Source organism: Embleya sp. L77, assembly GCF_055557415.1.
Genome location: NZ_CM145709.1, coordinates 2,940,587 through 2,965,234 on the forward strand (window position 1 = coordinate 2,940,587; position 24,648 = coordinate 2,965,234).

The 24,648-nt window shown below is 69.3% G+C and carries 19 protein-coding genes; 2 read left to right on the forward strand and 17 right to left on the reverse strand.

Annotated features, from left to right (window positions below; all coding sequences use genetic code 11):
* Positions 1–55 precede the first annotated feature (55 nt).
* The 9 genes from ACZOOI_RS12365 to ACZOOI_RS12405 all read right to left on the reverse strand — a co-directional run bounded on the left by ACZOOI_RS12365 (position 56) and on the right by ACZOOI_RS12405 (position 8,677).
* Positions 56–784: a GntR family transcriptional regulator gene (locus ACZOOI_RS12365; protein ID WP_465280699.1), complete on the reverse strand. Its 729-nt coding sequence runs from the start codon at positions 782–784 to the stop codon at positions 56–58.
* Positions 785–812: 28 nt separating this feature from the next.
* The gene (locus ACZOOI_RS12370; protein ID WP_391588134.1) at positions 813–1,448 is read right to left on the reverse strand and encodes a phosphatase PAP2 family protein; all 636 of its coding nucleotides are present in this window, start codon (positions 1,446–1,448) and stop codon (positions 813–815) included.
* 75 nt (positions 1,449–1,523) lie between these two features.
* Positions 1,524–2,375, reverse strand: coding sequence for an ABC transporter ATP-binding protein (locus ACZOOI_RS12375; RefSeq protein ID WP_465281172.1), 852 nt, complete (start codon positions 2,373–2,375; stop codon positions 1,524–1,526).
* Between the two features lie 13 nt (positions 2,376–2,388).
* Positions 2,389–3,309 (reverse strand): ABC transporter permease, encoded by a 921-nt coding sequence (locus tag ACZOOI_RS12380; RefSeq protein WP_465280700.1) that lies wholly within the window; start codon positions 3,307–3,309, stop codon positions 2,389–2,391.
* Between the two features lie 57 nt (positions 3,310–3,366).
* On the reverse strand, positions 3,367–4,203 hold the full coding sequence (locus tag ACZOOI_RS12385) for a glycosyltransferase family 2 protein (protein WP_465281173.1): 837 nt from the start codon (positions 4,201–4,203) through the stop codon (positions 3,367–3,369).
* A gap of 80 nt (positions 4,204–4,283) precedes the next feature.
* Positions 4,284–5,066, reverse strand: coding sequence for a CDP-alcohol phosphatidyltransferase family protein (locus ACZOOI_RS12390; protein ID WP_391588132.1), 783 nt, complete (start codon positions 5,064–5,066; stop codon positions 4,284–4,286).
* Positions 5,044–6,114 (reverse strand): iron-containing alcohol dehydrogenase family protein, encoded by a 1,071-nt coding sequence (locus tag ACZOOI_RS12395; RefSeq protein WP_465280701.1) that lies wholly within the window; start codon positions 6,112–6,114, stop codon positions 5,044–5,046. Before ACZOOI_RS12395 ends, ACZOOI_RS12390 begins: the two co-directional genes overlap by 23 nt.
* Positions 6,102–6,869 (reverse strand): phosphocholine cytidylyltransferase family protein, encoded by a 768-nt coding sequence (locus ACZOOI_RS12400; RefSeq protein ID WP_465280702.1) that lies wholly within the window; start codon positions 6,867–6,869, stop codon positions 6,102–6,104. The genes ACZOOI_RS12395 and ACZOOI_RS12400 overlap by 13 nt, the downstream gene beginning before the upstream one ends.
* Positions 6,866–8,677 carry a DUF5941 domain-containing protein gene (locus ACZOOI_RS12405; RefSeq protein ID WP_465280703.1) on the reverse strand — a complete coding sequence of 604 codons (1,812 nt, stop codon included), beginning with the start codon at positions 8,675–8,677 and terminating at the stop codon, positions 6,866–6,868. The genes ACZOOI_RS12400 and ACZOOI_RS12405 overlap by 4 nt, the downstream gene beginning before the upstream one ends.
* Positions 8,678–9,078: 401 nt before the next feature.
* On the opposite strand from ACZOOI_RS12405, the gene ACZOOI_RS12410 reads away from it, so the two are divergent.
* Positions 9,079–11,922 carry a bifunctional glycosyltransferase/CDP-glycerol:glycerophosphate glycerophosphotransferase gene (locus tag ACZOOI_RS12410; RefSeq protein ID WP_465280704.1) on the forward strand — a complete coding sequence of 948 codons (2,844 nt, stop codon included), beginning with the start codon at positions 9,079–9,081 and terminating at the stop codon, positions 11,920–11,922.
* An 11-nt stretch (positions 11,923–11,933) separates the two neighbouring features.
* The gene (locus ACZOOI_RS12415) at positions 11,934–13,085 is read left to right on the forward strand and encodes a glycosyltransferase (protein WP_465280705.1); all 1,152 of its coding nucleotides are present in this window, start codon (positions 11,934–11,936) and stop codon (positions 13,083–13,085) included.
* 46 nt (positions 13,086–13,131) lie between these two features.
* On the opposite strand, the gene ACZOOI_RS12420 is transcribed toward ACZOOI_RS12415, so the two are convergent.
* The 8 genes from ACZOOI_RS12420 to ACZOOI_RS12455 all read right to left on the reverse strand — a co-directional run bounded on the left by ACZOOI_RS12420 (position 13,132) and on the right by ACZOOI_RS12455 (position 24,595).
* The gene (locus ACZOOI_RS12420; RefSeq protein WP_465280706.1) at positions 13,132–14,769 is read right to left on the reverse strand and encodes a glycosyltransferase family 2 protein; all 1,638 of its coding nucleotides are present in this window, start codon (positions 14,767–14,769) and stop codon (positions 13,132–13,134) included.
* Positions 14,766–16,760 carry a hypothetical protein gene (locus tag ACZOOI_RS12425; protein ID WP_465280707.1) on the reverse strand — a complete coding sequence of 665 codons (1,995 nt, stop codon included), beginning with the start codon at positions 16,758–16,760 and terminating at the stop codon, positions 14,766–14,768. Before ACZOOI_RS12425 ends, ACZOOI_RS12420 begins: the two co-directional genes overlap by 4 nt.
* 110 nt (positions 16,761–16,870) lie before the next feature.
* Positions 16,871–18,541, reverse strand: coding sequence for a hypothetical protein (locus tag ACZOOI_RS12430; protein ID WP_465280708.1), 1,671 nt, complete (start codon positions 18,539–18,541; stop codon positions 16,871–16,873).
* Positions 18,542–18,734: 193 nt separating this feature from the next.
* A complete protein-coding gene (locus tag ACZOOI_RS12435) occupies positions 18,735–20,147 on the reverse strand; it encodes an RICIN domain-containing protein (protein WP_465280709.1) in 1,413 nt (470 codons plus the stop codon).
* A 137-nt stretch (positions 20,148–20,284) separates the two neighbouring features.
* Positions 20,285–22,225, reverse strand: coding sequence for a hypothetical protein (locus ACZOOI_RS12440; protein ID WP_465280710.1), 1,941 nt, complete (start codon positions 22,223–22,225; stop codon positions 20,285–20,287).
* 341 nt (positions 22,226–22,566) lie between these two features.
* Complete coding sequence (locus ACZOOI_RS12445) at positions 22,567–23,469, reverse strand: glycosyltransferase family 2 protein (protein WP_465280711.1); 903 nt, start codon at positions 23,467–23,469, stop codon at positions 22,567–22,569.
* 6 nt (positions 23,470–23,475) lie between these two features.
* Complete coding sequence (locus ACZOOI_RS12450) at positions 23,476–23,904, reverse strand: DUF2304 family protein (protein ID WP_465280712.1); 429 nt, start codon at positions 23,902–23,904, stop codon at positions 23,476–23,478.
* A 4-nt stretch (positions 23,905–23,908) separates the two neighbouring features.
* A complete protein-coding gene (locus ACZOOI_RS12455; RefSeq protein ID WP_465280713.1) occupies positions 23,909–24,595 on the reverse strand; it encodes a glycosyltransferase family 2 protein in 687 nt (228 codons plus the stop codon).
* Between the last annotated feature and the right edge of the window lie 53 nt (positions 24,596–24,648).

Here is a 24,648-nt window from a genome sequence, read left to right on the forward strand (position 1 = left end):
GACGGCCGGCCACGCGGCGGCGGCTCGACGGGACAACGAGCGAGGCGACGCCGGGTTACGGCCGTTCGAGGGACGACGCATCGGGGAACGGCGGGTCGGCGGGCGCGGGCGGCGCGTCCGGGACCGGGCGGCGCGACCAGGCCAGGTGCCGCCGGGTCAACTCCTCGGCACCGGCCCGATCACCGGCCTCGATCAGGTCGAGCAACCGGTGGTGCTCGGCGGCGATCCGACTCCGGTCGGCCGGATCGGCCAGCGGACGCGGACCGTACAACCGGGCCTGGGCCCGCAGTTCGGCGACCATCCTGACCAGCCGCGCATTGCCCGCCAGACCGAGCAGGTGGGCGTGAAAACGATCGTCGGCGTCCACGTAGGCCGGCGCGTCCACCCGCTCGACCGCGTCGGCGAGTTCGTCGACCAGCGCCCGCAGGGCGGGCAGCGCGGGCGCGCAGCCGTCCTCGGCGAGCCGCCCGACGATCGGTATCTCCAGGAGTTCGCGCAGATCGTGGATGTCGTCCAGATCGGCGGCGGACATGCTGCGGACCCGAAAGCCCTTGTTGCGGACCGGCTCGACCAGACCGTCCTTGGCCAGATCGAGCAGTGCCTCGCGCACCGGCGTCGCGGACACCCCGAATCGGGTGGCCAGGGCGGGCGCCGAGTAGACCACCCCGGGCTGCATCCGGCCCGCCACCAGGGCGGCCCGGACCGCGCGCGCGACCTGTTCGCGCAGGCTCAGCCGTTCGCCCAGGCGGGCCGCGTCCCGGCCGCCCTCGGTGTCCGTCCCCATCGTGTCCGCCCCCTCGGCCGCGCCGCCGTCATCCGGCCGGGCGCGGCTCGGCCGTCACCAGCGGACGCAGCGGCCCGCGTTCGACCAGCCGCACCACCGGTTCCAGGACGCGACCCATGAACATCGACCCGACCAGCGCCACCAGCGCGCCGAGCGCGAATCCGGCGAGCACGTCGGTCGGGTAGTGCACGCCCACGTACAACCGGGCGAATCCGGTGAACACCGACGCGAGCACCGCCAGGATCCCGATCCGACGGTCCACCAGCAAAATCCCCACCGCCAGCGCCATCGTGGTCAGCGCGTGGTCGGAGGCGAAGGACGGATCGGTCTTGCCCTCGACGAGCACGTGCAGCCCGTCGTGGCTCAGGAACGGACGCGGGCGGTCCACGAAGTCGCGCAGTGGCGCGTTCGCCAACTCCGCGACCAGGGCCGCGAGCGGGGCCCACACGAGGCCGGCCATGGCCGCGGTGTGGTCGGCTCGACTCCGGGCCCGCCACCACGCGAGCAGGGCGAGTACGGCGAGTACGGCGAACATGCCGTACTCGCCCATGAACTCCATGCCCCCGTGTGCCCATGAGGTGTGTTCGGTGAGCCCGTTGACGTCACGCAGGACCTCGATGTCGAGGTTGTCGTCGGTACTCTCCGCCAGGACCTGCAAGGACACCGGTGAACCCCTTCGCGTGGTGCATTGTGGTGCGGGTGGTGCGGGTGGTGCGGTGATGCCGGAGGTGCGGTGCCGCTACTTGCCCTCGTAGGCGTTGACGACCTCCGCCATCGGCCCGTCCATCTTGATCACGCCCTGATCGAGCCAGATCACCCGGTCGCAGGTGTCCCGGATCGACTTCATGCTGTGGCTGACCAGGAAGACCGTGCCGGCCTCCTTGCGCAACTCGCGGATCCGGGCCTCGCTCTTGAGCTGGAACTCGCGGTCGCCGGTGGCCAGTGCCTCGTCGATCATCAGCACGTCGTGCGTCCGCGCGGCGGCGATGGAGAACCGCAGGCGGGCCGCCATGCCGGACGAGTACGTGCGCATCGGCAGCTTGGTGAAGTCCTTGCCGTTGTAGTTGTTCAGCCCGGAGAACGTGGCGATCTCGTCGTAGTGGTCCTCGGCCTCGCGCTGCGTCATGCCCATCGCCAGGCAACCCAGGATGATGTTCCGTTCACCGGTGAGGTCGTTCATCATCGCGGCGTTGACGCCCAGCAGCGACGGCTGGCCGTCGCTGTAGATCTTGCCCTTGGTGGGCGGCAGCAGGCCGGCGATGCACTTGAGCAGCGTGCTCTTGCCGGAGCCGTTGCGCCCGATCAGGCCGATCGCCTGGCCCTTGTACGCGACGAAGCTGACGCCGCGCACCGCGTGCACCTCGGTGACGCCGGTGGCCTTCTTGCGCAACGCCAGCCGGGACAGCGCGGAGGTCGCGCTGCCCTTGCCCGAGGAGGCACCGTGCACCCGGTAGATCAGGTGCACGTCGTCGACCACGACCGTCGGCGGGACCTCCTCCTGCTGCTGCTTCGGGGCCTGCTCGGGTTCGTGCGGTTGGCTCTGTTCGGGCACCTCGGCCTCGGGCTTCTCGGTGACCTCGCTCCAACTCATGATTGCCGGCTGCTCAGCCACGGCCGTACCTCTCTTCCGCCTTCCAGAAGTACACGTAGCCGCCGAAGCCCATCACGATCGCCCAGCCGACGGCGTAGGCCCACGTGTGCGCGGGCAACGTGGGGTGGCTTTCGATCAGCGCGTCGCGCACCAGCTCGATGTACACCGCGCCCGGGTTCGCCTCCAGCACGCGGGAGACCCAGGACGGCGTCGACTTGGTGTAGTTGTCCAGGCTGTAGAACACGCCGCTGACGTACAGCCAGGTGCGCAGGATGAACGGCAGCAGCTGCTTGATGTCCACCATCACGGCGCCGATGCGGGCCAGCACCAGGCTCAGGCCGACGTTGAAGACGAACTGCAGCATCAGCGCGGGCAGGATGAGCAGCCACTTCAGGCTGAGCGGCTCACCGGTGCCCAGCACGATCGCGCAGAGCACGACCATGGAGAACAGCAGCTGCTGGAGCTGCACGATGGTGAACGAGATCGGCAGGCACGCGCGCGGGAAGTGCAGCGCGCGGATCAGGTTGAGCTGGTCGCTGATCGCCCGGCTGCCCGCGAGGACCGCGCTCTGGGTGAACGTGAACACGAAGACGCCCGTGACCAGGAAGGCGACGTAGTTGTCGATGCCGCCCTTGGTCTTCACCAGGTAGCCGAAGATCAGGTAGTACACGGCCGCGTTCAGCAGCGGGGTGAGCACCTGCCATACCTGGCCGAGCTTGGCGGTGCTGTAGGTCGCCCGGGTCTTGGCGTTGGCGAAGGCGACCACGAAGTGGCGCCGGGCCCAGAGCTGCTTCGTGTACGAGAACAACCCCGGTCGGGCGCCGCTGACCGTCAGCTTGTAGCGGGCGGCGAGATCCGCCAGGGGTTCGGACGAACCGGGGGGCGCCGACGTCCCCTGTGGGCTCAGGGTGTCGGCCTGCGCGCTGTTGGCCACGTTGACACTTTCGTCTGCGTCGGATCGAAATCGAAACGGTACGAGAATTCCAGCCTGTCAGATGACGGGCGGGCGGCCGAGCCTGGTCATCCGCCAGACGGTCCGCCAGGACATCGGCTTGCGCGGGCCGCTCGGGGTCTTCCACCCCTCGCGGAAGCCTGCCAACCAGGCCTGGGCGTTCTCCCTGGACGGCCTGCGGGCGGCGGTGAGGACGACCCAGGTGCCCAGGTAGGCGGGCACGATCGGCCACGGCAGGTTGCGCCGGGCCAGGTAGACGCGGTTGCGCGCGTTCATCCGAAAGAATGCCGCGTGCCGCGCCGGGCTGGTCTTGGGGTGTTCCAGCACGATGTCCGCGCGGTACTCGATCTCCCAGCCCGCGTCGAGCGCGCGCCACGCGAGGTCGGTCTCCTCGTGCGCGTAGAAGAAGTCGTCGGGCAGCCCGCCGACCTCCGCCAGCACGGCCGCACGGACCGCGCTCGCGCCGCCGAGGAAGGTGGTCACCGGGCCCGAGCGCAGCGGGTCGCCGACCCGGATCCTGGGCACGTGTCGGCGCTGGGTCTCGCCGCTCTCCGGGTCCACGATCCGGAAGCTGACGATGCCCAGGCGCGGGTTCGCCGCGAACGCCTCGCGCAACAACCGACCGGCGTCGGTGCCGCCGAGGCGGCCGTCGTCGTCGAGGAAGAGCACCACGTCGGTGCCCGCGGGCAGGCCCGCGGTGCCCACGTTGCGGCCGGCGGGGATGCCCACGTTCTTCGGCAGGGGGATGCCCACCGCGCCCTCGGGCAATTCCGGCAGCGGGCCGCCGTTGGCCACCACGACCACCGCCATCGGGTCGCCGACCTGAGCGGCGACCGAACGCAGCAGCCGGTCCAACTCGACCGGGCGGTCGCCCATGGTCAGCACGACCGCGCCGAGCGTGATGCGATCCGCCGCGGCGAGGTCGCCGGTGCGCTGCCCCGGGGCAGCCTCGGCGGTCACCGGAGCCTGCTCGACATGAGCACGCTGATCAGGTGCAGCACGGTCTGCAGGAGCGCGATGGCGGCGAGCGCGCCGACCGCGATCCTGCTGTACAGCAGGCCGCCGTCGTCGGCCACCAGGTCGAGCACGCCCGCCAGAAGCAGGAAGATCGACGCCTCGACGGCGCCGACCAGGCGGTGGAACTTGAGCGAGGCGACCAGCTTGCGGGCCGAGGCCGCACCCGAGGAGCGCGGCACGGCGGCGGCGTCCTGCACGGGCGGCAGTCCGCTCTTGGCCCGGGCGCCGTCGACCAGGTCGGTCTCCGACTTGATCAGGATCGCGCCCAGCGCGGCCACCACACCCAGCGTCGCGTAGCCGTTGAAGCCGCCGCCGTCCAGGACGCCCGCGGCGTGCAGGCCGGCGCCGGAGAGCAGCGCCGCCTCGGAGAGGTAGTGGCCGACCCGGTCGAGGTAGACACCGGTGACCGAGGTCTGCCGGCGCCAGCGGGCCACCTCGCCGTCGACGCAGTCGAGCAACAGGTAGAGCTGCACCAGGATCAGCGCCGCGAGCGGTCCGGCGATCCCGGGCAGGATCAGCGCGGCGCCCGCGGCGATGCCCGCGAGGATCATCATGTAGGTGAGCCCGTTGGGCGTCACCCGGGTCCCGACGATGCGTCGGGTGACCTGGAGGGAGATCTGCCGCATGTAGATGCGCCCGGCCCAGTGTTCACCACTGCGCCGGTCGAGCAGGCCCTCGGGGTGTACGACCGAGCGAAGCTCAGCCGCCGTAGGTGTGGACATATTCGGTCACCGAATCCCGGATGGCGTCATTGTCGAGGTCGAGATGTTCGAGGATGGTGAAGCGGCCCGGACGGGTCTGGGGCGCGTGACTCACCGCCGCCACGAATTCGTCGATGGTCAAGCCGAGATGCTCCGGCACGAACGGCAGCTTGTGCCGATCGAGAGTGCTCGTCAAGAGCCTCGTCAGCTCGACGTCGCCGCGCAGGTGCGTGGCGAACGCGGCGCCCAGGCCGACCTGTTCGCCGTGCAGCCCGTCGTGTCCGTCGCGCTCGCCGTAGAGCAGGTCGATCGCGTGCGAGATCTCGTGGCAGGCCCCGCTGCAGGGGCGGGTGGTGCCGGCCACGGACATCGCGATGCCGGAGAGTACGAGGCCCTCGGCCAGGGCGACGAGGAAGTCGTCGTCCTCGATGCCACCGGGCCGGTGCAGGATCGAGTCGCCGGAGGTGCGGGCCAGCGCGACCGCCAGACCGTCCACCGGCTCGCCGGTCTCCCGTTGGGAGAACTCCCAGTCGGCGACCGCGCACAGGTTGGACAACGACTCGCCGATGCCGGAGCGCACGAAGCGCTGCGGTGCGGCGCGGACCAGGTCCAGGTCCACCACCAGCGCGATCGGCGTGGGCACGCCGTAGGAGCCGCGGCCTGCGTCGTTGTCGAGGATGCTCACCGGCGACGCGATGCCGTCGTGGGCGAGGTTGGTGGCGACCGCGACCATGGGCAGGCCCACGCGCGCGGCGGCGTATTTGGTCGCGTCCAGGACCCGGCCGCCGCCGAGGCCGACCACCGCGTCGTAGGCCCCGCCGCGCATCCGGTCGGCCAGGTCGACGGCGGCGGTCAGCGTGCCGCCGGCGACGCTGTACCACTCGGCGCCCGGCAGTTGCGGTGCGAACCGGTCGCGCAGTCGCGCGCCGGAGCCCTCGCTGACCACGACCGCGATCCGGCCCGAGGTGGAGACCCGGCGGTCGGCCAGGATGGCCGCGAGGTCGTCGACCGCGCCCGCGCGGATGTCGACGGTGAGCGGTGTGGGGACCAGTCGGGTCAGTACCGGCACGCGATCTCCCGCGCGACCGTGAGGTCCTCGGTGGTGTCGATCTCGGTCCACGGCACCCGGGTGTCCGGCGCGCTGATCGGCTGCACGTCGACCCGGCCGCCCCGGTCGACCAGTTCCTGGTAGCCGTCCTCGTAGTACAGCTGCGGGTCGCGCTCGAAGGTCGCCTGGAGCGACTCGATCAGCGCGGGCGCCGCGTGGCCCTCGATCAGCGTGACGCCGATGTACTCGCCGGCCGCCTCGGTGGGGTCCATCAGCTTGGTGATCCGGCGCATCCGGCCGTCCTCGCCGAGGGTGACCTTCATTTCCTCGTCGGCGAGCGGCTTGGCGGTGTCCAGGGCCAGGATGATGCCCTTGGCGCCGTCCCGAGCGGCCAGCATGGTCTCCTGGACCGAGACCGGGTGCAGCGTGTCGCCGTTGGCCAGCAGCACACCGTCCGCGAGGAAGTCGCGCGCGCACCACAGGGAGTAGGCGTTGTTCCACTCCTCGGCCTTGTCGTTGTCGACCATGTGCAGCTTCAGGCCGTACCGGCGCTCCAGCACGCTCTGCCGCTCGCGGATCGCGTCACCGCAGTAGCCGACCACGATCGCGGCCTCGGTCAGCCCGACCGCGGCGTAGTGCGACAGCGTGACCTCCAGGATCGACCGTTCGCTGTCCGGCGCACCGGGCGCGCCCACCGGCACCAGGGCCTTGGGCAGCGTGTCGGTATGCGGGCGCAGCCGGCGGCCGGCGCCGGCGGCGAGAACGAGGCCGATCATGAGAGGTCTCCAGTTCGATCGGAGGCCGCCGCGGCGGCGGCCTCCAGGGGGCGGTACGACGGCGTCGAGGCCGTGGGGGCCGGTCCCACCGGAGTCGCGTCCTCGATGTCCGGGCGCGCACCGCGCACCCAGAACGTGACACTCTCGGTGAGCACGATCGCCGCGAGCACGACGGCCGTCACGATCAGGCCGGTGCGCAGGGTCCCCGATCCCAGTGCGGCCAGCACGGTCACCAGGAGCACACGCCCCTCGTGACCCAGGACCAGCCACACCAGTGCGCGGGGCGGTGCCCCGTAGCCGCCACGCAGGCGGTACACCGTGTCGTAGTGATGGTAGGCCGTGGCCGCGACCAAGCCGAACGCCGCGGCCACCGCGGTGGGCGCCACCTTCGCGGCGAGAATGGTGATCGCGGCGTACTCCGCGGCCCGGAACACCGGCGGCACCACCCAGTCGAGCCGACGCACCAGCGGCCGGCCGATCGCCACGCCGGCGCACAGCGCGTACACACCGGCGCCGGCCAGGCCCCACCACTCGCCCGCGCCGCCCGCGAGCAGCACGGCGAGCAGGACGGCGGTGCCGACCAGCGCGGCGGCGGGAGCGGGCACGCGCAGCCGCAGTCGGGCCACCGCCTCGGCGAGCGGGCCGCTGTCGGCGAGCGCGGCGAGGTGTTCGCCCACCTGCGCGACGAACGCGGTGCGCCGCGGCAGCGAGCGCAGGATCCGGCCCAGCGAGGTGTAGCAGGCGGCCAGCACGCAGCCGACGATCAGCACGACGAAGGTGATCCGCGGCGTGGTGGTCGCGGTGAGCAGGGCGATCAGTGCCCAGCGCTCGCCGATCGGCAGGATGATCATCCGTCGTGCCCACACGGTCCAACCGACCGAGTTCAGCTTGCCGGAGAGCTTGGCGCCGGCGCCGCCCTCGGCACTGTCGTCGTCCCCGCCGCCGATGCCGCGGCGGGTCTCGTTGAAGGCGAAGTCGACGATGTGTCGGGTGGTCATCACGACCATGGCGACCAGGGCGAGGGTCCACACGTCGTCGTCGTGCCGGGCCGCACCCATGGCCAGGCCGGCGTAGACCGCGTACTCCTTGGCCCGGTCGAAGGTGGCGTCCAGCCACGAGCCGATCCGCGAGTAACTCACCGCGTAGCGGGCGAGTTGGCCGTCGGTGCAGTCCAGGACGAAGGAGAGGTACAGGCCCAGGGCGGCGCCGATGTAGCCGGCGCGGGTGCCCGTCGCGGCGCCCGCCGCCGCCGCAAGTGCGACGAACAGCGACGCGACGGTGACCTGATTGGGGGTCAGCCCCCGGCGGGCGCACCAGCGCGCGAGATAGCGCGACCACGTGCTCACCGCAAATGTGGTGAAGAAACCGTCCCGGGCCTTGACCGCCGAGTTCAGCCGGATCCGCTCGTCGTCCACGGCAGCCACCGCGGCCAGCGCCCGGGTGCGCGCAGCCGCGCCCCGCGCCACCTCGGCGACCAGGTCGCCCAGCGGGACCTCGCGCGGCGGGATGTCGGCCTCGGTCAGTCGTTCGGCCAGCAGATCGGGGACGCACACGTCGTCCGGCAGTCGGTCGATCGCGCCCAGGATCCGGGCCGCCTCGGCGCGTGCCGCACCCTCGAGCGCGAGTACACCGGGTACGTGTGCGATCGGGAAGCGGGTGTCGGCGATCACCAGGCGCAGCGCGTGCCGGTGACCGACGAAGCGCGCGTCGATCAGCGTCACCCGGCCGTCGCCACCGGCCAGGGCGCCGGCGAGGGCATCCGCCGCGACCACCTCGATCTCGGGGACGGTACGGTCGACCGCGGACAACTCGGCGAGCAGCGGGGCCGGATCCAGCCGATCCAGCCGAGCCGTCGAACCGGTGGAGGTGGGCTCTGTGACGACCAGGGCAGTGGACAGGCTCCATCACTCCTTGAGCAATCGCCGCAGCAACGCTGATTCAAGCGGAGGGTGTGGGGAGTTCCCCGAAACAACGAGACAGGTTAACCGATCCTCCGCAGGTGTCCGCCACCAGAGAGCGACAACCGATCCCGCCGGCCCTCGCGCACCCGGTGTTCCAGAACCGCGGGCACCCGCTTTCGCGTCTTTGGTGCACCGCCGATGGACCGCCGAGCGGCGTGAACCCGTCCCGGGACCGGGATTGGCCCGGCAATCCGCCGCCTGACTAAGCTCGAAGCCCCGTTCCCGAACCCGCCCGCGGAGGTGGCCGCATGAGTGTGTCTCGCGCACCCGACGTGAGCGTGATCGTGATCGTCTACAACGACGCGGCCCGATTGCCGCGCGCGGTGGACTCGGTGCTGCGTCAGACCCTGGACAATCTCGAAATCCTGATCGTCGACGATGCCAGTACGGACGACAGTTTCGCGGTGGCGGAGCGCTTCGCGGCCGAGCACCCGGACAAGGTGCGCGCGATTCGACTGCCGCACAACAGCGGCGGCTGCAGTCGGCCCCGCAACGAGGGCATCGACCAGGCCCGGGGCACATTCGTGATGTTCCTGGACAGCGACGACACCCTGGACCGGCACGCGTGCAAGAACATGCTGGTGGCCGCCGAGGAGACCGGGTCCGAGCTGATCTCCGGGCTGTGCGTGCGCCTGCACGAGAGCCGCAAGGGCAAGCAGACCCCGTGGTACCCGGAGCTGTACTCGGAGCGCGCCGTACTGGAGTCGCCCGACGAGCGCCCCGAACTGCTCTACGACACGCTGTCCACGAACAAGTGCTATCGACGTGTCTTCCTCAACGAACACGCATTGCGCTTTCCCGAGGGACTGCACTACGAGGACCTGCTGTTCTCGGCCCGCGCCTACCTCGCGGCGAACCGGATCACGCTGATCCCCAACACCGTCTACCACTGGCGGGTGGTCGAGGGCGCGAAGGTGCGCTCCATCTCCAACCGCCGCGACGAGCTGCGCAATTTCGCCGACCGGCTGACCATTCACCGCCGGATCGACGAGGAGTTGCACGGCGAGGAACGGCGGGCGCTGAAGCTGCAGAAGGACATCAAGTTCCTCCAGCACGACTTGGTGCTCTATCTGTGGGGTCTGCCGTTCCAACCCGAGGAATTCCGTCGTGAGTTCATCCCATTGGCCCAGGAGTACCTGCGCACGCTCGACCCGCGCGCGTTCCGCCAGGCCAAGCAGATCCCGGCGCTGGCCGCGTATCTGGTGTTGCACGACGACTGGCCGAACCTGCTCACCGCGATCGACATGGTGCTCAACCGCACCAAGGTGTGCGCGCCACTGCACCGACAGGACGGCCGGATCCACTGGTGCGCGGAGCACTTGGACGACGAGCTCGGGCGCTCGGTGCTGGACGTCACCGACCTGGTGACCTGGGCCAAGCCGCTGGACCAGGTCTGGCTGGGCAACAACCTGACGCACTACTCCTCCTCCGGCGGCTCGATCCGGCTGGCTGGGCTGATCGTCAATCCGTTGGACCGGATCGCACCGACCGCGAAGCTATCCGCCGCCGTGGAGTTCCGCTCCCGGCGCAAGAAGCTCGCGATGACCACGGTGCACGTCCCGGTGGACTCGATCCGGCACACACCCGAGGGTCTGGCCTGGGAGGCCACCATCGACCTCACCCGCACGCTGCACCCGGTCGGGGTGTTGGATCCGGTGTGGGACCTGCGGATGAACGTAACGGTCGACGGCGTGGTGACCACGAGTCGCATCTTCGCCACCTCGCTGCCCGAGGACGCGCGACAGATTCCGATCCGGCCCCGGCTGAGCAAGGCCGTCGGCGACCACATGCTCCCGTTCATCACGGACAAGGGCCACCTGTCCTTCAGCATCACGTACGAGGGCCCGATCGCCCGCAAGGGCCGCGAGTGGGTACTGCGCACCGCCGACAGCCCGTTCGGCCACAAACTGGTCGCCACCGCCCGCAAGCAGATCACCCGCTCCGGGGCGCGCAAGCGGGAGGCGTTCCGGCTGGCCCGGACCGCGCTGGCCAAGCTGCCGGTGCGCAAGGGCCTCGTCGTATTCGAGAGCCACCTCGGCCTCCAGTACAGCGACAACCCGCGCTACATCCACGAGGAACTGCGGCGCTCCGGCGCCAAGTTCGAGGCGGTGTGGGTCTACGCGGGGAGCCGGGCAGGCTTCCCCAAGGACGCCACGCTGGTCAAGCGCGGCTCGTGGGCGCACTACAAAGCGCTCGCCCAGGCCGAGTTCTGGATCGACAACCAGGGTGTGCTGGGCGACGCGGTGAAGAATCCCGGCACCACCTACATCCAAACCTGGCACGGCTCCGCATTGAAGCGGATGGGCTTCGACATGCCCTCGGTCAAGCAGTCCGACGCCGCGGCGCAGGCCCGGCTGCAAAAAAGCGTGGACCGCTTCGACTACTTCGTGGTCCGGTCCGAGCACGACGTCGACACGTTGATGGCCGCGTACCGGCTGCGGGCCGAACCGCTGCGCACCGGCTACCCGCGCAACGACGCGCTGGCCGACCGGGGCACCTCGACCGCCGACGTCGAGGCGCTGCGGACTCGGCTCGGCCTGGTCGGCGACCCGCGCCGAATCGTGCTGTACGCGCCGACCTTCCGGCCGCGCGCGGAAGGGCAAGAGTTCGAGATGCCGTTCGATCTCGAACGCTGGGCCCGGGAGTTGGGCGAGGAGTTCGTCCTGCTCGTGCGCACGCACTACCTCGACAAGGTGGAGCTGCCGCCGTCACTGGCGGCGGACGTGCGCGACGCGTCCACCACGCACGACGTCACGCCGCTGCTGCGGCTGGCCGACGTGCTGATCACGGACTACTCGTCGCTGATGTTCGACTACGCGCTCCTGGATCGGCCGATGGTGTTCTACACGTACGACTACGACGCCTACACGCGGCAGTCGCGCGGGGCGTACTTCGAGCTCGCCGAGCAGGCTCCCGGACCGCTGGCCGCGGATCAGGACGCGCTGTTCACCGCGCTGCGCGAAGTGGACACCGTCCGCGCGCGCTACGCGGACCGGCGCCGGGCGTTCGTGAAGTCCTACGGCGAATACGACCGGGGCACCGCCGCCAAGGAGATCGTCGAGCGCTTCTTCCCGACCGGGGGCGCGCAGTGAGCGAGGCCGTCATGACGCGCACGCCGCGCGACATCTTCATCGTCTGCAACAACATCGAGGAACTCGGCGGACTCCAGCGCTGGGCCCACCACACCGCGGGGATGCTCCAGGCGAGCGGGCACTCGGTGCACCTGATCGGTGTCGTGCACCCGGAGACCACCCACGACTACGGCCGCGATCTGTCGTATCACACGAGCGTTCTGCATCGCGTCCACCCGCCGTCGGCCTGGGGTCCGCGTACCGTGCGGGACCGGTTGAACGTCGGCGCACGGCGCCGGGAGCTGCTGCGCAAGGCGTCCGTGCAGCAGGCGGCCGACCGGCTGACCGCGCTGTTCCGCGCGGCTCGACCGGGAGCGATCGTGATCGCGCCGCAGGTCTGGGCGATGGAGTGGGTCACCCTCGCCGACACCTCCGGGCTGCGGGTGATCGGGATGAGCCACGAGTCGTTCGAGGCATCGGTGAATTCCTCCCGGGGGCGCCGGGTGCGCCGCTGGTTCGCCGACGTCGACCGGCTGCTGCTGCTGACCGTCGAGGACGCGGACGCGTGGAGCCGGGACGGGCTCAACAACGTCGACGTGCTGCCCAACCCGCTGCCGATCAAGCCCGAAACGGTCTCCACACGGAGCGAGCGGCTGGTGGTGGGCCTGGGTCGGCTCTCCTTCGAGAAGGGGTACGACCTGCTTCTGGAGTCGTGGGTCGAGGTGGTCCGACGCAATCCCGACTGGCGGCTGCGGCTGTACGGCTCGGGCCCCGAGGACAAGCGGTTGCGGGACCGGGCCGCCGCGCTGGGTCTGACCGGCAGCGTCGAGTTCGCGGGGCAGACCGCCGATGTCGAGGGCGCGCTGCGCGACGCCTCGGTGTTCGCGGCCCCCTCGCGCGCCGAGGGCTTCCCGATCTCGCTGATGGAGGCGATGGCCATGGGCGTGCCCAGCGTCGCGTTCGACTGCGCGCCGGGCGTCCGCGAGATCGTCGCGCACGAACAGAACGGTCTGCTGGTGCCGCGCGGCAACACCCAGGAGTTCACCGTCGCGCTGGAGCGGCTGATCCGCGACCGCGAGCTGCGCGATCGGCTCGGCGAGCAGGGGCTCAAGGACGTCACCCGGTTCTCGCCGGAGGCGGTCCTGGACCGCTGGGAGCAGATCTTCGGGTACGTCTACCGGTGAGCCGACCCGGCGGGGCTCCGCCGCCGGGTCGGCCGAGCCGGCGGGGTCAGCCCCGCCGGCGCCGGAGCCGGGCGCCCAGGACCTCGCGCACGCCCACGCCGCCGCCCGCGTAGCGGATCGCCAACGAGCGGCTCGCGGTCGCGTAGAACTGCGCGAACGCGAGCCCGTTACGCAGATCGGGTCGCAGTCGCCGGCCCAGACCCCGGCCCGCGCGCAGCTTGGTGACGATCGGCGCGCCCGCCGCGTGGTGCACCCGGACCCAGACGTCCCAGACCGCGAGCGGTTCGGGGCCGGCCAATTGCAGCGCCTCGACGGTGACGGTGCCCGTCCACGCGTCCGCGCCGGGCACGGCGCGCAACCGGCCCTCGCGAACGCCCAGGACCCTGACCTCGTCGCCGTGCCGATCGCGCAGCTCCACGTCGATCCGGCTCGGTTCGGCGGCGGCGAGCCGGCCGTACAGGTCGTGCACGGTGACCGCCAGGACGGTGCCGCGCGGGCCGAGCACGTCCGCCTCGACGACCAGCGGCAGTTCGGCCGGCGCGAGGTCGGCGAGGCCGGTCAGCACCACCTCGGGCGCCGTGTCGTCCCAGACCGCGCTCCCCTCGCGGATCGGGTACGGGCCGGTCAACCGGGGCGGCTCGGCGGCCAGTTCGGCCAGCCGCGCGAGGCCGGTCGGCTCCGGGCGGGCGGCGAGCACGGCCGCAGCCCAGCGCGCCGCCGGGAACGCGGCGCGCACCGCCTCGGGGTCAAGGGACGCGAGATGTCTGCGGGCCGCGTCCCACCACTGGTCACGGTACTCGGCCGGCCGCTTGTGCAGGTCGCGCAGGTACAGCCGCAGGTCGTGCTCGACGAACTTGGTCTGCGCCGCCGCGCGCAGCGTCGCCCGGCCGACCGAGGCGAATATGTCGAGCACCTGCCGGTGCGCGTCGAGGCGGTCCAGCCAGTTGCCGATCCGGTCCCGACGCAGCGAGATCGAGGGGTCGCCACTCTCGCGGCGCACGTGCCACGTGTAAACGTGGTCGGGGATCACCGCGAAGCGCGGGCCGGCCGCGTAGACCCGGGCGGTGAACACGAAGTCCTCGTAGTGCGCGGCGCCGTCGGGAAAGCGGATGTCGTGCTTGAGCAGGAACGCCCGGTCGTAGAGCTTGTTGACCGACAGGGTGTCCCAAACGATCCTGGGTCGCTGCGCCGGATCGGCGTGGACGGCCTCGGCCGTGAACAGCTGTGGCTGCCAGGGCACATCGCGCACCTGGGGCAGTTCCCGTCGTACGCACAGCCCGGCCACGACGTCGGCGGCGTGCGCGTCCGCAGCGGCCGAGAGCGCCGCCACCGCGCCGGGCGGGAGCACATCGTCACTGTCCAGAAAGACGATCCGGGCACCGCGCGCGGCCCGCACTCCGTCGTTGCGCGGGGTACCGCAGCCCCCGCTGTTGTGGTCGCGGCGCACCACGCGCACGCGCGGGTCCGTCGCGGCCAGCCGCGCACACACGCCGGGGGTGTCGTCGGTCGAGGCGTCGTCCACGATCACCACCTCAGCGACGAGGGGGCCCTGGGCCAGCGCCGATTCCACGGCCGCGGCCAGCCGCTCCGCGTCGTCGAACACAATCGTCACGACGCTGACCGGTACGGCTGCCGGCTCCGGCCGCTCGACACCGACATGGGTCGGCGCCCTGTCGGGGCTCACCTGGCCGCTCCCTTGGCGGGCGACTTACAGCCGTTCTCGGGATAGGGAACGGTGGGCACCGGCGCGGGCTTGGCGCCCGGCGGCAGCACCGGCTGCGAACGGAAGTCGTACACGCACAGGCTCGGGTTGCTGAACAGCACTTCCAGCCGCAGGTCGGGACGCTCCGTCCGCAGGCGCTGAACGGTCTCCAGAGTCTCCGGATCGTTGGTGATCACCCGGATCGGCACGTCCTTGTGGCGCAGGATCCGTGCGGTGAGTTCCTTCGGGGTCTCCTGATTGTGCAAGCCGAACGGCGGTTTCACCGGCCAGGCGGCACCGAGGTTACGGGAGAAGACGTCGACCCACAGGGTGCCGAAGTAGTTGGCCTGCCAGTTCGACTCGAGTTGCAGGAAGTTGACCCTGCCGTCCTCGGGCTTGGCGTCCATCGTGGCCGTGACCACCTTCGCCAGCTTGAGTTCCTCCAGATGTCGCAAGAAATACGCGGCACCCCAACTCATGTCGTGGGACGGCTTGCGCCAGACCTCGCGGTCGGGATTGGCGTTGAACACCAGGGCGGCGACCAGCGCGCCGGTGAGCACGATCGCCGACGCCGGCCGCGTCGCGAACGAGGGTCGCAGCTGCGGTCGCTCGTCCCAGGCGGGCACCACGAACGTGGTCGCACCCAGGCACACGAGCGTGACCACGATCAGCTCGTGCAGCAGCTTCTCGTAGTAATACGAGGTCTCTCCGACGACGGCCGTCTGGTACGCGAACATCACCGCCGCGGCGGCAACGGCGGCGCCCATCCACAGGATCGCCATCCGCCGGACCGGGTGCCGCCACGCGTTGCGGTTCGCGCAGTTGACCGCGAACAGGAACACGATCAGCACGAGCAGGTGTCGGTTGACCGGGCTTATGCCACCGCCCGCGTTCAGCGCCTCGGCGTTGCTGGCGTACTTCCAGTTAACCAGCGGCACCACGGCGGACAGGCCGGCCGTGAACACGGCGGCCGCGCCCGTCCAGACCCGATGGGCCGCCAGTTCCTTGCGGCCCAGCACCATCCACACGAGCGTCATCAGGCCCGCCAGCGGCAGGAAGAGGTAGTAGACGAAGGAGATTGAGATCAACAACGCGGACAGCAGGCACAGTTGCTCGCGCAGACGCGGATACGGACGCGCCACGACCGCGACGGTGATCGCCAGCAAACCCAGCCCGACGAACTCGCTGGAGAAGCCGCGCACGAACATCGAGACGCCGTCGCCGAAGTACAGATACGCGGCGGCCGACGACGCGACCACCAGGTACCGCCAGGTCGACATTCGCGGCCCGGCGATGCGACGGATCGCCCACAGGACCGCGAAGACCAGGAACACCAGGGTCGCGATGTAGTACCCGACGAAGTGGTCGAACTCGCTCTGTGTCGAGCCGAGTCGGTCCGAGGAGCGCAGGAAGTTGTCGAACAGCGCCATCGTGAAATGGCTGCCCTGCGGGTAGGCACTCAGGTCCTTCGACAGCACCACGTCCAGTTCCGAGGTGTGCATGAAGGTGTAGCCGTCGGCAATGCGGATGCTGTCGAACAGCGCGAAGTGCCGAGCCAGGTCTTCGGCGATCACGAGCAGCGACAGCCGCCCGGTGGCGTCCCGCCCCACAAACGGCTGCACCACCGCGAGGGCGATGCCGGCGGTGAGTCCGGCCAGGAACAGGTCGGCCCTGGTCCCCAGGCTCGGTCGCTCGGGACGACGGCCCGAGACCGCCGCCGCCAGACACAGCACGCTGAATCCCACCCCCGCGACCGGCACCGGGTGCAGGCCCCATGGCCAGGCCGAGAAGAGCAGGCCACCCACACACACGGCCCCGAACACGATCACCAGGCCGGGAACCAGCCGATCGAGCACGGTGGTCCCGCAGCGCAGCAGTGAGGTGACGCCCGCAAGGAAGAGGAACGGCAGGATCACCGCCGCGTGCACGGTGTAGGCGGCGAACGGGATCGCCCAGGACAGGGCGAGGGCCACCAGGAGCCACCCCGCACGACGCCCCGCGGACCCACCCACGAGCGAGTTCGACGCGGGGGACGGCGGCGCGGGCTTCTCTCGCTCTGCGGAAACCGACACTGCTCCTCGATTCACTTCTTCTTGTTAAGCCAGGGGTGCGGCTTGTCCCAGCACTTCTTCTCCGGCGAGTACTTCGCGTACGTGGGGCACTTGCCGTTCATCATGCGAGTGGTGTGCGCCTGCCAGGCGAAGTAGCCGAACGTGTCCGGATCCTTCTTGGCCGGCATGTACTTGTCGGCGATGGAAGAGCCCGCGGAGCCGAAGATCAGCATCAGGGCGCAGAATGCGCCGATGATCGCCGAGGCACCGCTACGGCGCCACTGCGGCATGATCGTCTTGTCGGCCGGCCGCTCGCGGATCCCGGAGGCGACCCAGATCTCGCGCACCCGTTGGATCACCAGATAGCCGGCGAACCCGAAGATGATCAGGCCGCAGTACATCAATTCGTACGACGTGCGCTGCCAGAGTTGGGCGGTGCCGGTGTGGTACGCCTGCGAGGAGAACCAGTGCCGCAGAGCCCACGTGCTGGCCATGCACAGCGCGACGGTGGCCACGAGCGAGCGACGCAGTCCCAGTGCCAGCGCGACGCCCAGGCCCAGGAAGACGAGCAGCGTGAACAGACCCACGCCACCGATCTCACCCGGCGGCGGCCACAGACCCGGGTCGCCCTCGGGCTCGCTGCGCCACATCACGAAGTAGGCCGGGTCGGTCATCGAGTCGAAGTTGAAGTGGTTGTCCTCGGTGCCCAGACCGCGGAGCAGCCTTATCACGTAGAAGCCCGCGATGAGCAGGAAGCCCAACCCTGCGGCGCCCAGATAGGAGAACGCCCGAACCCGGCCGGTCCGCCAGGGCAGGAAGAGCAGGAGCGCGAGGAACACCCCGCCCGCGGACCAGATGAACCACCCCGAGTAGCTGATGAACAGCCCGCCGAGCACCAACCCCATGGCCACGCCGTACAGCGGCGCCTCCCACTTGCCCATCCGGTCGGTCCGCCGCATCAACTGCACGAACTTCACGATCACCGGGATGAACGCGGCCAGCACGATCTGCGGGTACGGACGGTAGGGGTCGAGCAGCGGGATCACCGAGACCACGCCGATGGCGAGCGCCCAGATCGGCTTGAGCAGCAGCCGCCAGGCCAGATACGCCGCCGGGCCCATCAGGCCCACGGTAATGATCTGCATGTCCTTGAGCGCGTACGAGGTGTTCCCGCCGTGGAACAGGTCCGCCCAGATGGCCAGGGCGTGCAGGAAGGCCGGCGGATAGATCGCGTCCCCGCCCGAGCCGCCGTGCACGATGCTGCCGGCCCAGCCGGCCAGTGTGCCGGCATCACTGGTCACGCCGTTGAGGGGCCAGGGGGTACCACGCAGCGCCACGAGCGTGCCACCCGCCACGAAGGCGGTGGCCATCCCCGACATGCCCGCGCAGGCGAACCGCAGGACCATGTCGGATACGTGCCTGGAGGAGAATCGGTACGCCAGCATGATCAGGATCAGCGCGACGACGCCGTACGCGAAGAATCGCAGCTGCAACGCCGAGAGCGCGCTCACCTGGCCGATGCGGTTGAACGGGTTCACATAGATGTACCGGCTGGAGAAGACGAGCAACGCGGCCGCGCCGATCGCCACACCTGCCTCGGCTCCGGCGAGCAGGACCCGTCGTCGCCAGTTCATTCCCACCTCGGGGCCTATGTCGGTGATACCGGGCTGCGCCGGCATCGCGGGCCGCAATGTGGTGTCCACGTCGGTTGAGTCTCCTTGGCCTGCTACGAGAGGGCGTGGGGTGTCCCGGGCGTTCGTCGGTCGCCGTCCCACCGCTGATCACGCCTCGCATGCCCGGCGACCATGGTCGCTTCCGCTGTCAAGACGCCGACCGATCCTAGCGAACCGCGCGCTCGCCCCTCATCGACGCGGGCGCGCGGAACGGCGCGCACGATCAAATGGGGACGAATCGCCAATGCTGCTCGGGTGCCCCCGTATTCGATTGTTGAAGCACATTGCCGCCATGGGCGTTCATCGTCAGCGCCAAGCCGGAATGGGCGGCGGTGATGACATATCCGTTGTTTCCGGCCGCCTGGACCCGAAAGACGTACGAGGGCTCTTGCCGACACGCGGACAGTCGTGGCGCAATTCCCTGATCCGGCTTTCCGTCCGGAGTTCCCAGGCATCCCGAACCGTCCTGGGCGAGCAACCGCCAACCGAAGCGCACGCCTTGGGTGCGAAACCCCGTGCCCTGGCGTTCGGGCGTCGCCAGGGCGAGGGAATCGGATTTCGCCGACGAGCCGAGCGCGAGCCCGGTGGCCGGGTTGACCAGCCGATAGGTGCGACCCAGCAGCGGCGCATCGGCCGGATTCCCGTTCGGCCCAGGTCGCAGCGGCGGTGGCAGCGGGACCACCAGGCCCGAGCGCCAGCGGTCGTCCACGGCGTAGGTCTTGGCGTACCAGGTCCGATAGACCTTGCTGTGCTGCGCGTCGGGGTCGAAGGCGGTGTACGTCTTGAAGCAGGCCGCTTTCTCGCGCGTGGCCGCCGGCGAGAGGTTGTCGGGCTCGCTCGTGATCGTGTAGTCGCGGTAGTAGGTCACCGGCAGGCCGGTTCCCTCGAAGACGTACATGACCATCCGGGACACCGCGATGTGGTCCTGGTGGATGCCCCCCGTCGGCATCGGGGTCCCGTGCAGGTCGGCGGTCGGATCGAGGGTGTTGACCGAGGTCGGCCGAAACTCCTCGCGCATTCCCTGAAGGAAGGCGATCATGCCCTGCCGGTCGATGCTCTGCGCCGGGAAGGTGTCGCCCGGCCGGGTCTCGACGCTCTCGCCCTCGGCGTACAGCGCCCACATCCGCTTGGCTCCAGGCTCGGTCAACATGTGGCCGTCCGGAATCCTGATCTCGACGACCGAGACCCGTTCGCCCAGGGTCCACAGGGTGCCCTCGACGCCGCCCGCTTGGTACGGCCCGCTGGTCCAGTCGGAGGCCTTCATCCCGAGAACGCCCGCGTACGCCGCTCGGACACCGGCCTCCCGGTCCTTCATGTAGCGCGGGTAACCGGTGTAGTCGGAGGCCATCAGGTACAGGGTGCGTACATGCGCCTGGGACCGGAGATCGGAGATCAGGTCCGGGCTCAGGAAGAGGAGATCGTCATCGTGGTGTGCGACCACGTTGAGTACCCTGCGGTCGGCCGGCGCCACCCCGTCCTGCGCCGGTCGGGTCCGCTCGAACGGCCGTGACGCCGGCGCGGAATCGTTGTCCCAGTCCAAGGTCGCGGCGACCCCGACCACGGTCAGGAGGCCGCCCGTACCGAGCAGCACCCTGCGGCGGGAGACCGGTGCGCCGGCTTCCGGTTCGGACGCCATTTCGTACAGCACACCCCTTCGTCGAGCCGGCCTGTCGCCGGTCGTCTCGGCAAGGGTCCGGCATCCGATGGGAAGACGCGCCTCGACGCGCTCCGGGTTGCATGATCCCAGTCGCTTGATCCTGCGGGCCCGGTGCGTCAGGGACGGGGCGGTGTGGGGGCCTTGCACCCGTTCTCCGGGAACGGCACGATCGGCGGCATCGACGGCCCCGCGATCCCGGCGGGCGCCGGCACCGGCTCGAACCGATAGGTGCATCGACTCGGATTGCTGAACAGCAGTTCCACGCCGAGGGCCGGATATTCGACCCGAAGGCGCTGCACCGAGTCGAAGACGTCGACGTCGTCGGTCACGACCCGGATGCGTCGGTCGGCGAAGTCCCTGGTGATCCGTTGCTTGAACTTCTCGAAGGTCTGCAACTTCCGCTCGATCGGGTTGACCCGCCACGCGGTTCCCAGGTTCCGCTCCAGCACGTCCAGCCACAGCGTCCCGTAGTAGTTCCCTGCCGGGCCACCGCGTACCTGCAGGAAGTTCACCACGTCCCGGTCGCCGGTCCTGGCCACTCCCTGGACTGCGTCCATCACCAGATGGGCGAACGCGGGATCGTCGGCCTGGCCGATGAAATACGCGGTTCCCCACGAACGACCGCTGCTGGGATTGCGACCGGCGTCCCGGTCCGGGCCCGCGTTGTATACGAACGCCATCACCAGGCATCCGGTGAGCAGGATGGTGGGAAGCGGCTTGACGAAGGCGGCCCGCGGCCCGTGGGGGACCCGGTCCCCTCGCACGAGACCCGTCGCCCCGAGGCAGACCAGCCCCACCACGATGAGCTGGTGCAGCAGCTTCTCGTAGTAATACGAGGTCTCGCCCACGACCGCCGTCTGATACAGGTACATCAGCAGCGTGGCACCCCCGGCGCCGAGCACCCACTGGGCCGCGACGCGCTGCTCGGGCCTGCGCCAGGCCTCTCGGCTCGACAGGCTCAGGCCGAGCAGGAACATCAACAGGACCAGCAGGTGCCGGTTCACCGGGCTGATGCCGCCCGGCGCGTTGATCGCCTCGGCGTTGCTCGCCTGGGCCCAGTTGGCCAGCGGCAGGACCGCCGAGAACACCGCGGTCGCGCCCGCCGTCCAGATCAGCCAGGGCAGGACGGCGCGCAGCGACGTGCGATGGGTGTACACCCAGATCAGAACCATCATGGCGGTGATGGGCAGGAAGAGGTAGTACGTGTACGCGATCGCGATGATCAACGCGGCCATCACGCACAGTTGTTCGCGCAGTCGAGCCAGCGGACGAGTCACCAGGGCGACCATGATCGCCAGCAGCCCCAGGCCCGCGAACTCGCTCAGGAAGCCGTGCAGGAACATCGACGTGCCGTCGCCGAAGTACAGGTAGGCGGCCGTCGAACCGGCGACCGCGAAGTAGCGCCAAGGGGCGATCTCGGAGCCCGCGAGCCAACGGATCGCCCACAGGATCGCAACGATCATGAACATGAAGGTCGCCGCGTAATAGAACACGAAGCGGTCCAAAGAACCCTGCGCCGCACCCATGTTCGTCGCGGACCGCAGGAAGTTGTCGAACAGCGCGAGCCCGAAGTGACTGCCCTGCGGATAGGCGTACAGGTCCTTCGTGAGGATCGTGCCCACTTCGGAGCCGTGCAGGAAGTTATAGCCGCCCGCGGAGCGTATGCCCTCGTAGATCGCGAAATGCCGGGCCAGGTCCTCCGCCACGACCACGTGCGCGAGCCGCCCGGTGAAGCCGCGACCGAGCAGCGGCCACAGCACCAGGGCGGAGGTGAACCCGGCGATCCCCACGGTGAACAGCGTGGACAGCCCGCCGGGCCCGGGTATCCCGGGCCGCCGCCCCGTCGCGGCGGCACACAGGATCACGACCGTGAAACCCACGCCGGCGACGGGGACGGGATGCAACCCCCACGGCCACACCGAGAACAGCAGGGCGGCGGCGCACAGGGCGCCCGCGGTGAGCGCGAACGCGATGACGAGTCGATCGAGCACGGAGTGCCCGGACCGGACGAGCGAGGCAACCAGGGCGAGGAAGACGAACGGCAGCACGACCGCCACACCCGCGAGGTACGCGAGGGCGGGAAGCGCCCACGCGAGCAGCGCTGCCCCCGACAGAAGCAGAATCGGGTGAAACGGTCGCCGAGCACGTGCCGGTTCAATAGACACGACGGTCGTCGCTTCGGCTTCCGAGACGGTCACGATTCCTCATTCTGCGCTGTCCGGGATACACCGGAACCGATGTGCAGACACACCGTGCTTTACGCGTACCAAAACACGCAGCATATCCCAGGGAAAGCCGGCCCACCGAAACCGTCGGCGACCCGAACATGTACGATTCCTTAACGAAAAACTGCCTGTATCAGCTCGGCGACACGCTGTTCACCACGGAGTCGACGGTGTCAGTCCTCGGATCGCTTCGCCGGCCCGAAGACATGTCGAGTGAGCGCTCGTCCGCCTGCGGCGTTGCCCTTGCGCAGAACACCCGGAAGCATCATCAACGCATGCAGCCGCGAAGACATGTGCGTACGCGCCGTCTTCGCCGCCTGATGCCACCCCAGGGCATCCATCCGGTCCGCGACGTCGAGGAAGTAGTCGCGCTCCTCGGCGAACCGCCGACCGTCGAACGCCTGGAGCGAGGATTCGCTGATCGCGTGCCTGCGGTACTGGAAGCACACCGTCTCGTCGACGACCATCTCCTCGCCGGCCTCCAGGAGGTCGAGCACCAGGGCCAGGTCCAGGACGATCTCCAGGCCAGGTCGGAATCCGGCGACCTTTATGGCGTCCGTCCGCCAGCAGATCGATGGAAAGTAGAGCCAGTTCCCGCGCAGCACACTGTTCGCGAGGTCCTCGCCGCCCATGACCTTGCGACCGGTGAACTTGGGCGCGTAGACCCTGCGCTTGGTGACGTCGACCAGCGAGGCAGTCGGATTGCCGCCGCTGTCGATCACCTCCACGCCGGCCTGCACCATCCCGATGCCCGGGTTCGTCCGCAGCGCCGCCCGCACGGTGTGCAGGTAGTTCGGCAGCATCACGTCGTCGCAGCCCATGATGACCACGCGCTCGTGCTCGGCAAGGTCGACGCAGCGCTGGAAATTCCGGGTGATGCCGAGATTCTCGGGGTTGCGAAAGTACCTGATCCGGGGCTCGTGCAAAGTGTCGAACCACTCCGCGATGCCCTCGGCTCGGCCGTCGTCGACGACCGTGAGCCGCCAGTCGGGGTCCGACTGCGCGATGACGCTGCGGACGGCCGTTTTCATCAGGAAGATGTCGCCGTAGAACGGCAGCATGATGTCGATGGTCACGGCTTATCAGGAACCCGGTGAGTGCGCGTGCTCGACCTCGGGGGTCGGCGCGGAGGAGTTGGACTGGTTGCGCAGGCTCTCGTTCAGCAGACTTATCCGATCCTGGTTGAGTACCTGGGCATCGCGAATCGCAATCGTGCGCGCGAGGTCCGTGATCTTCTTCTCGAGCGACCTGAACCTCATATACGTATTCAGCGTCATGAAGGCCACGCCGATGACCAGCAGGTAGAGGATGAGGTCGGTGCCTCGCCCCACGCCCATCTGCTTGGCCACCCACGTGGTGTCGTCGGGTCGCAGGATCGCGTACACGTTCGCGGTCACGAACGCCAGGAACGCCAGCCGCTTCCACGCGCGCGTGCGCACACGATCCCACTGCCGGACGAAGAGTGCGAGTAGGACTATGGCTCCTGCGAGCAGGATGATCTGGATCAACATCTGGTCACATACCCCGCTGTCGAATGGAGATATCGAAGAGGATGTTTACGCCGTTGATCAGCGACTGGCCCTTGGCCTTGGAGTAGTCGGTGTACCGCACGGTCACCGGCGCCTCCTGGATCCGCAGATCCGAGCGCGCAAGGAAGGCAACGATCTCCGAGGCATGCGCCATGCCGTTCATGGTGATCTGGAGCATCGACGCGGCCTTGCGGTTCATGACGCGAAGACCGTTGTGGGCGTCGGTCAACTTCAGTTTGCGAGAGGTGGGGCTCAATGCCGCCGCGGTCCGCAGGACGACCCGCTTGATCCACGGAATACCGGTGTTGGCATTCAGGAATCGGGAACCGAGGACGACGTCGAGATTTCCGGCGGCTGCAATCTCCAACATTTTTATCGCGTCTTCGACACGATGCTGACCGTCGGCATCGAAAGTAATAACGTATTCCATTCCCGGCTGCGCCAACGCATAAGCGATACCGGTCTGCAGCGAGGCGCCCTGTCCCAGGTTGATCGGATGCTTGATCAAGTGAGCCTTGGAGCCGTAAATTCGCTCCTCGGTGTTGTCGGAACTTCCATCATCCACACAGACGATGTTCGGGAAGACCGCGGCGGTTTCCTCGACAACCTGAGCAATGACCTGATCCTCATTGAAGACCGGAATCACAATCCAGGCGGTGCTGAAGTCATGCACCTAATGCTCCAGGATGACATAGGTAAGGGTCGATGAATACTAGCGAACGTCGC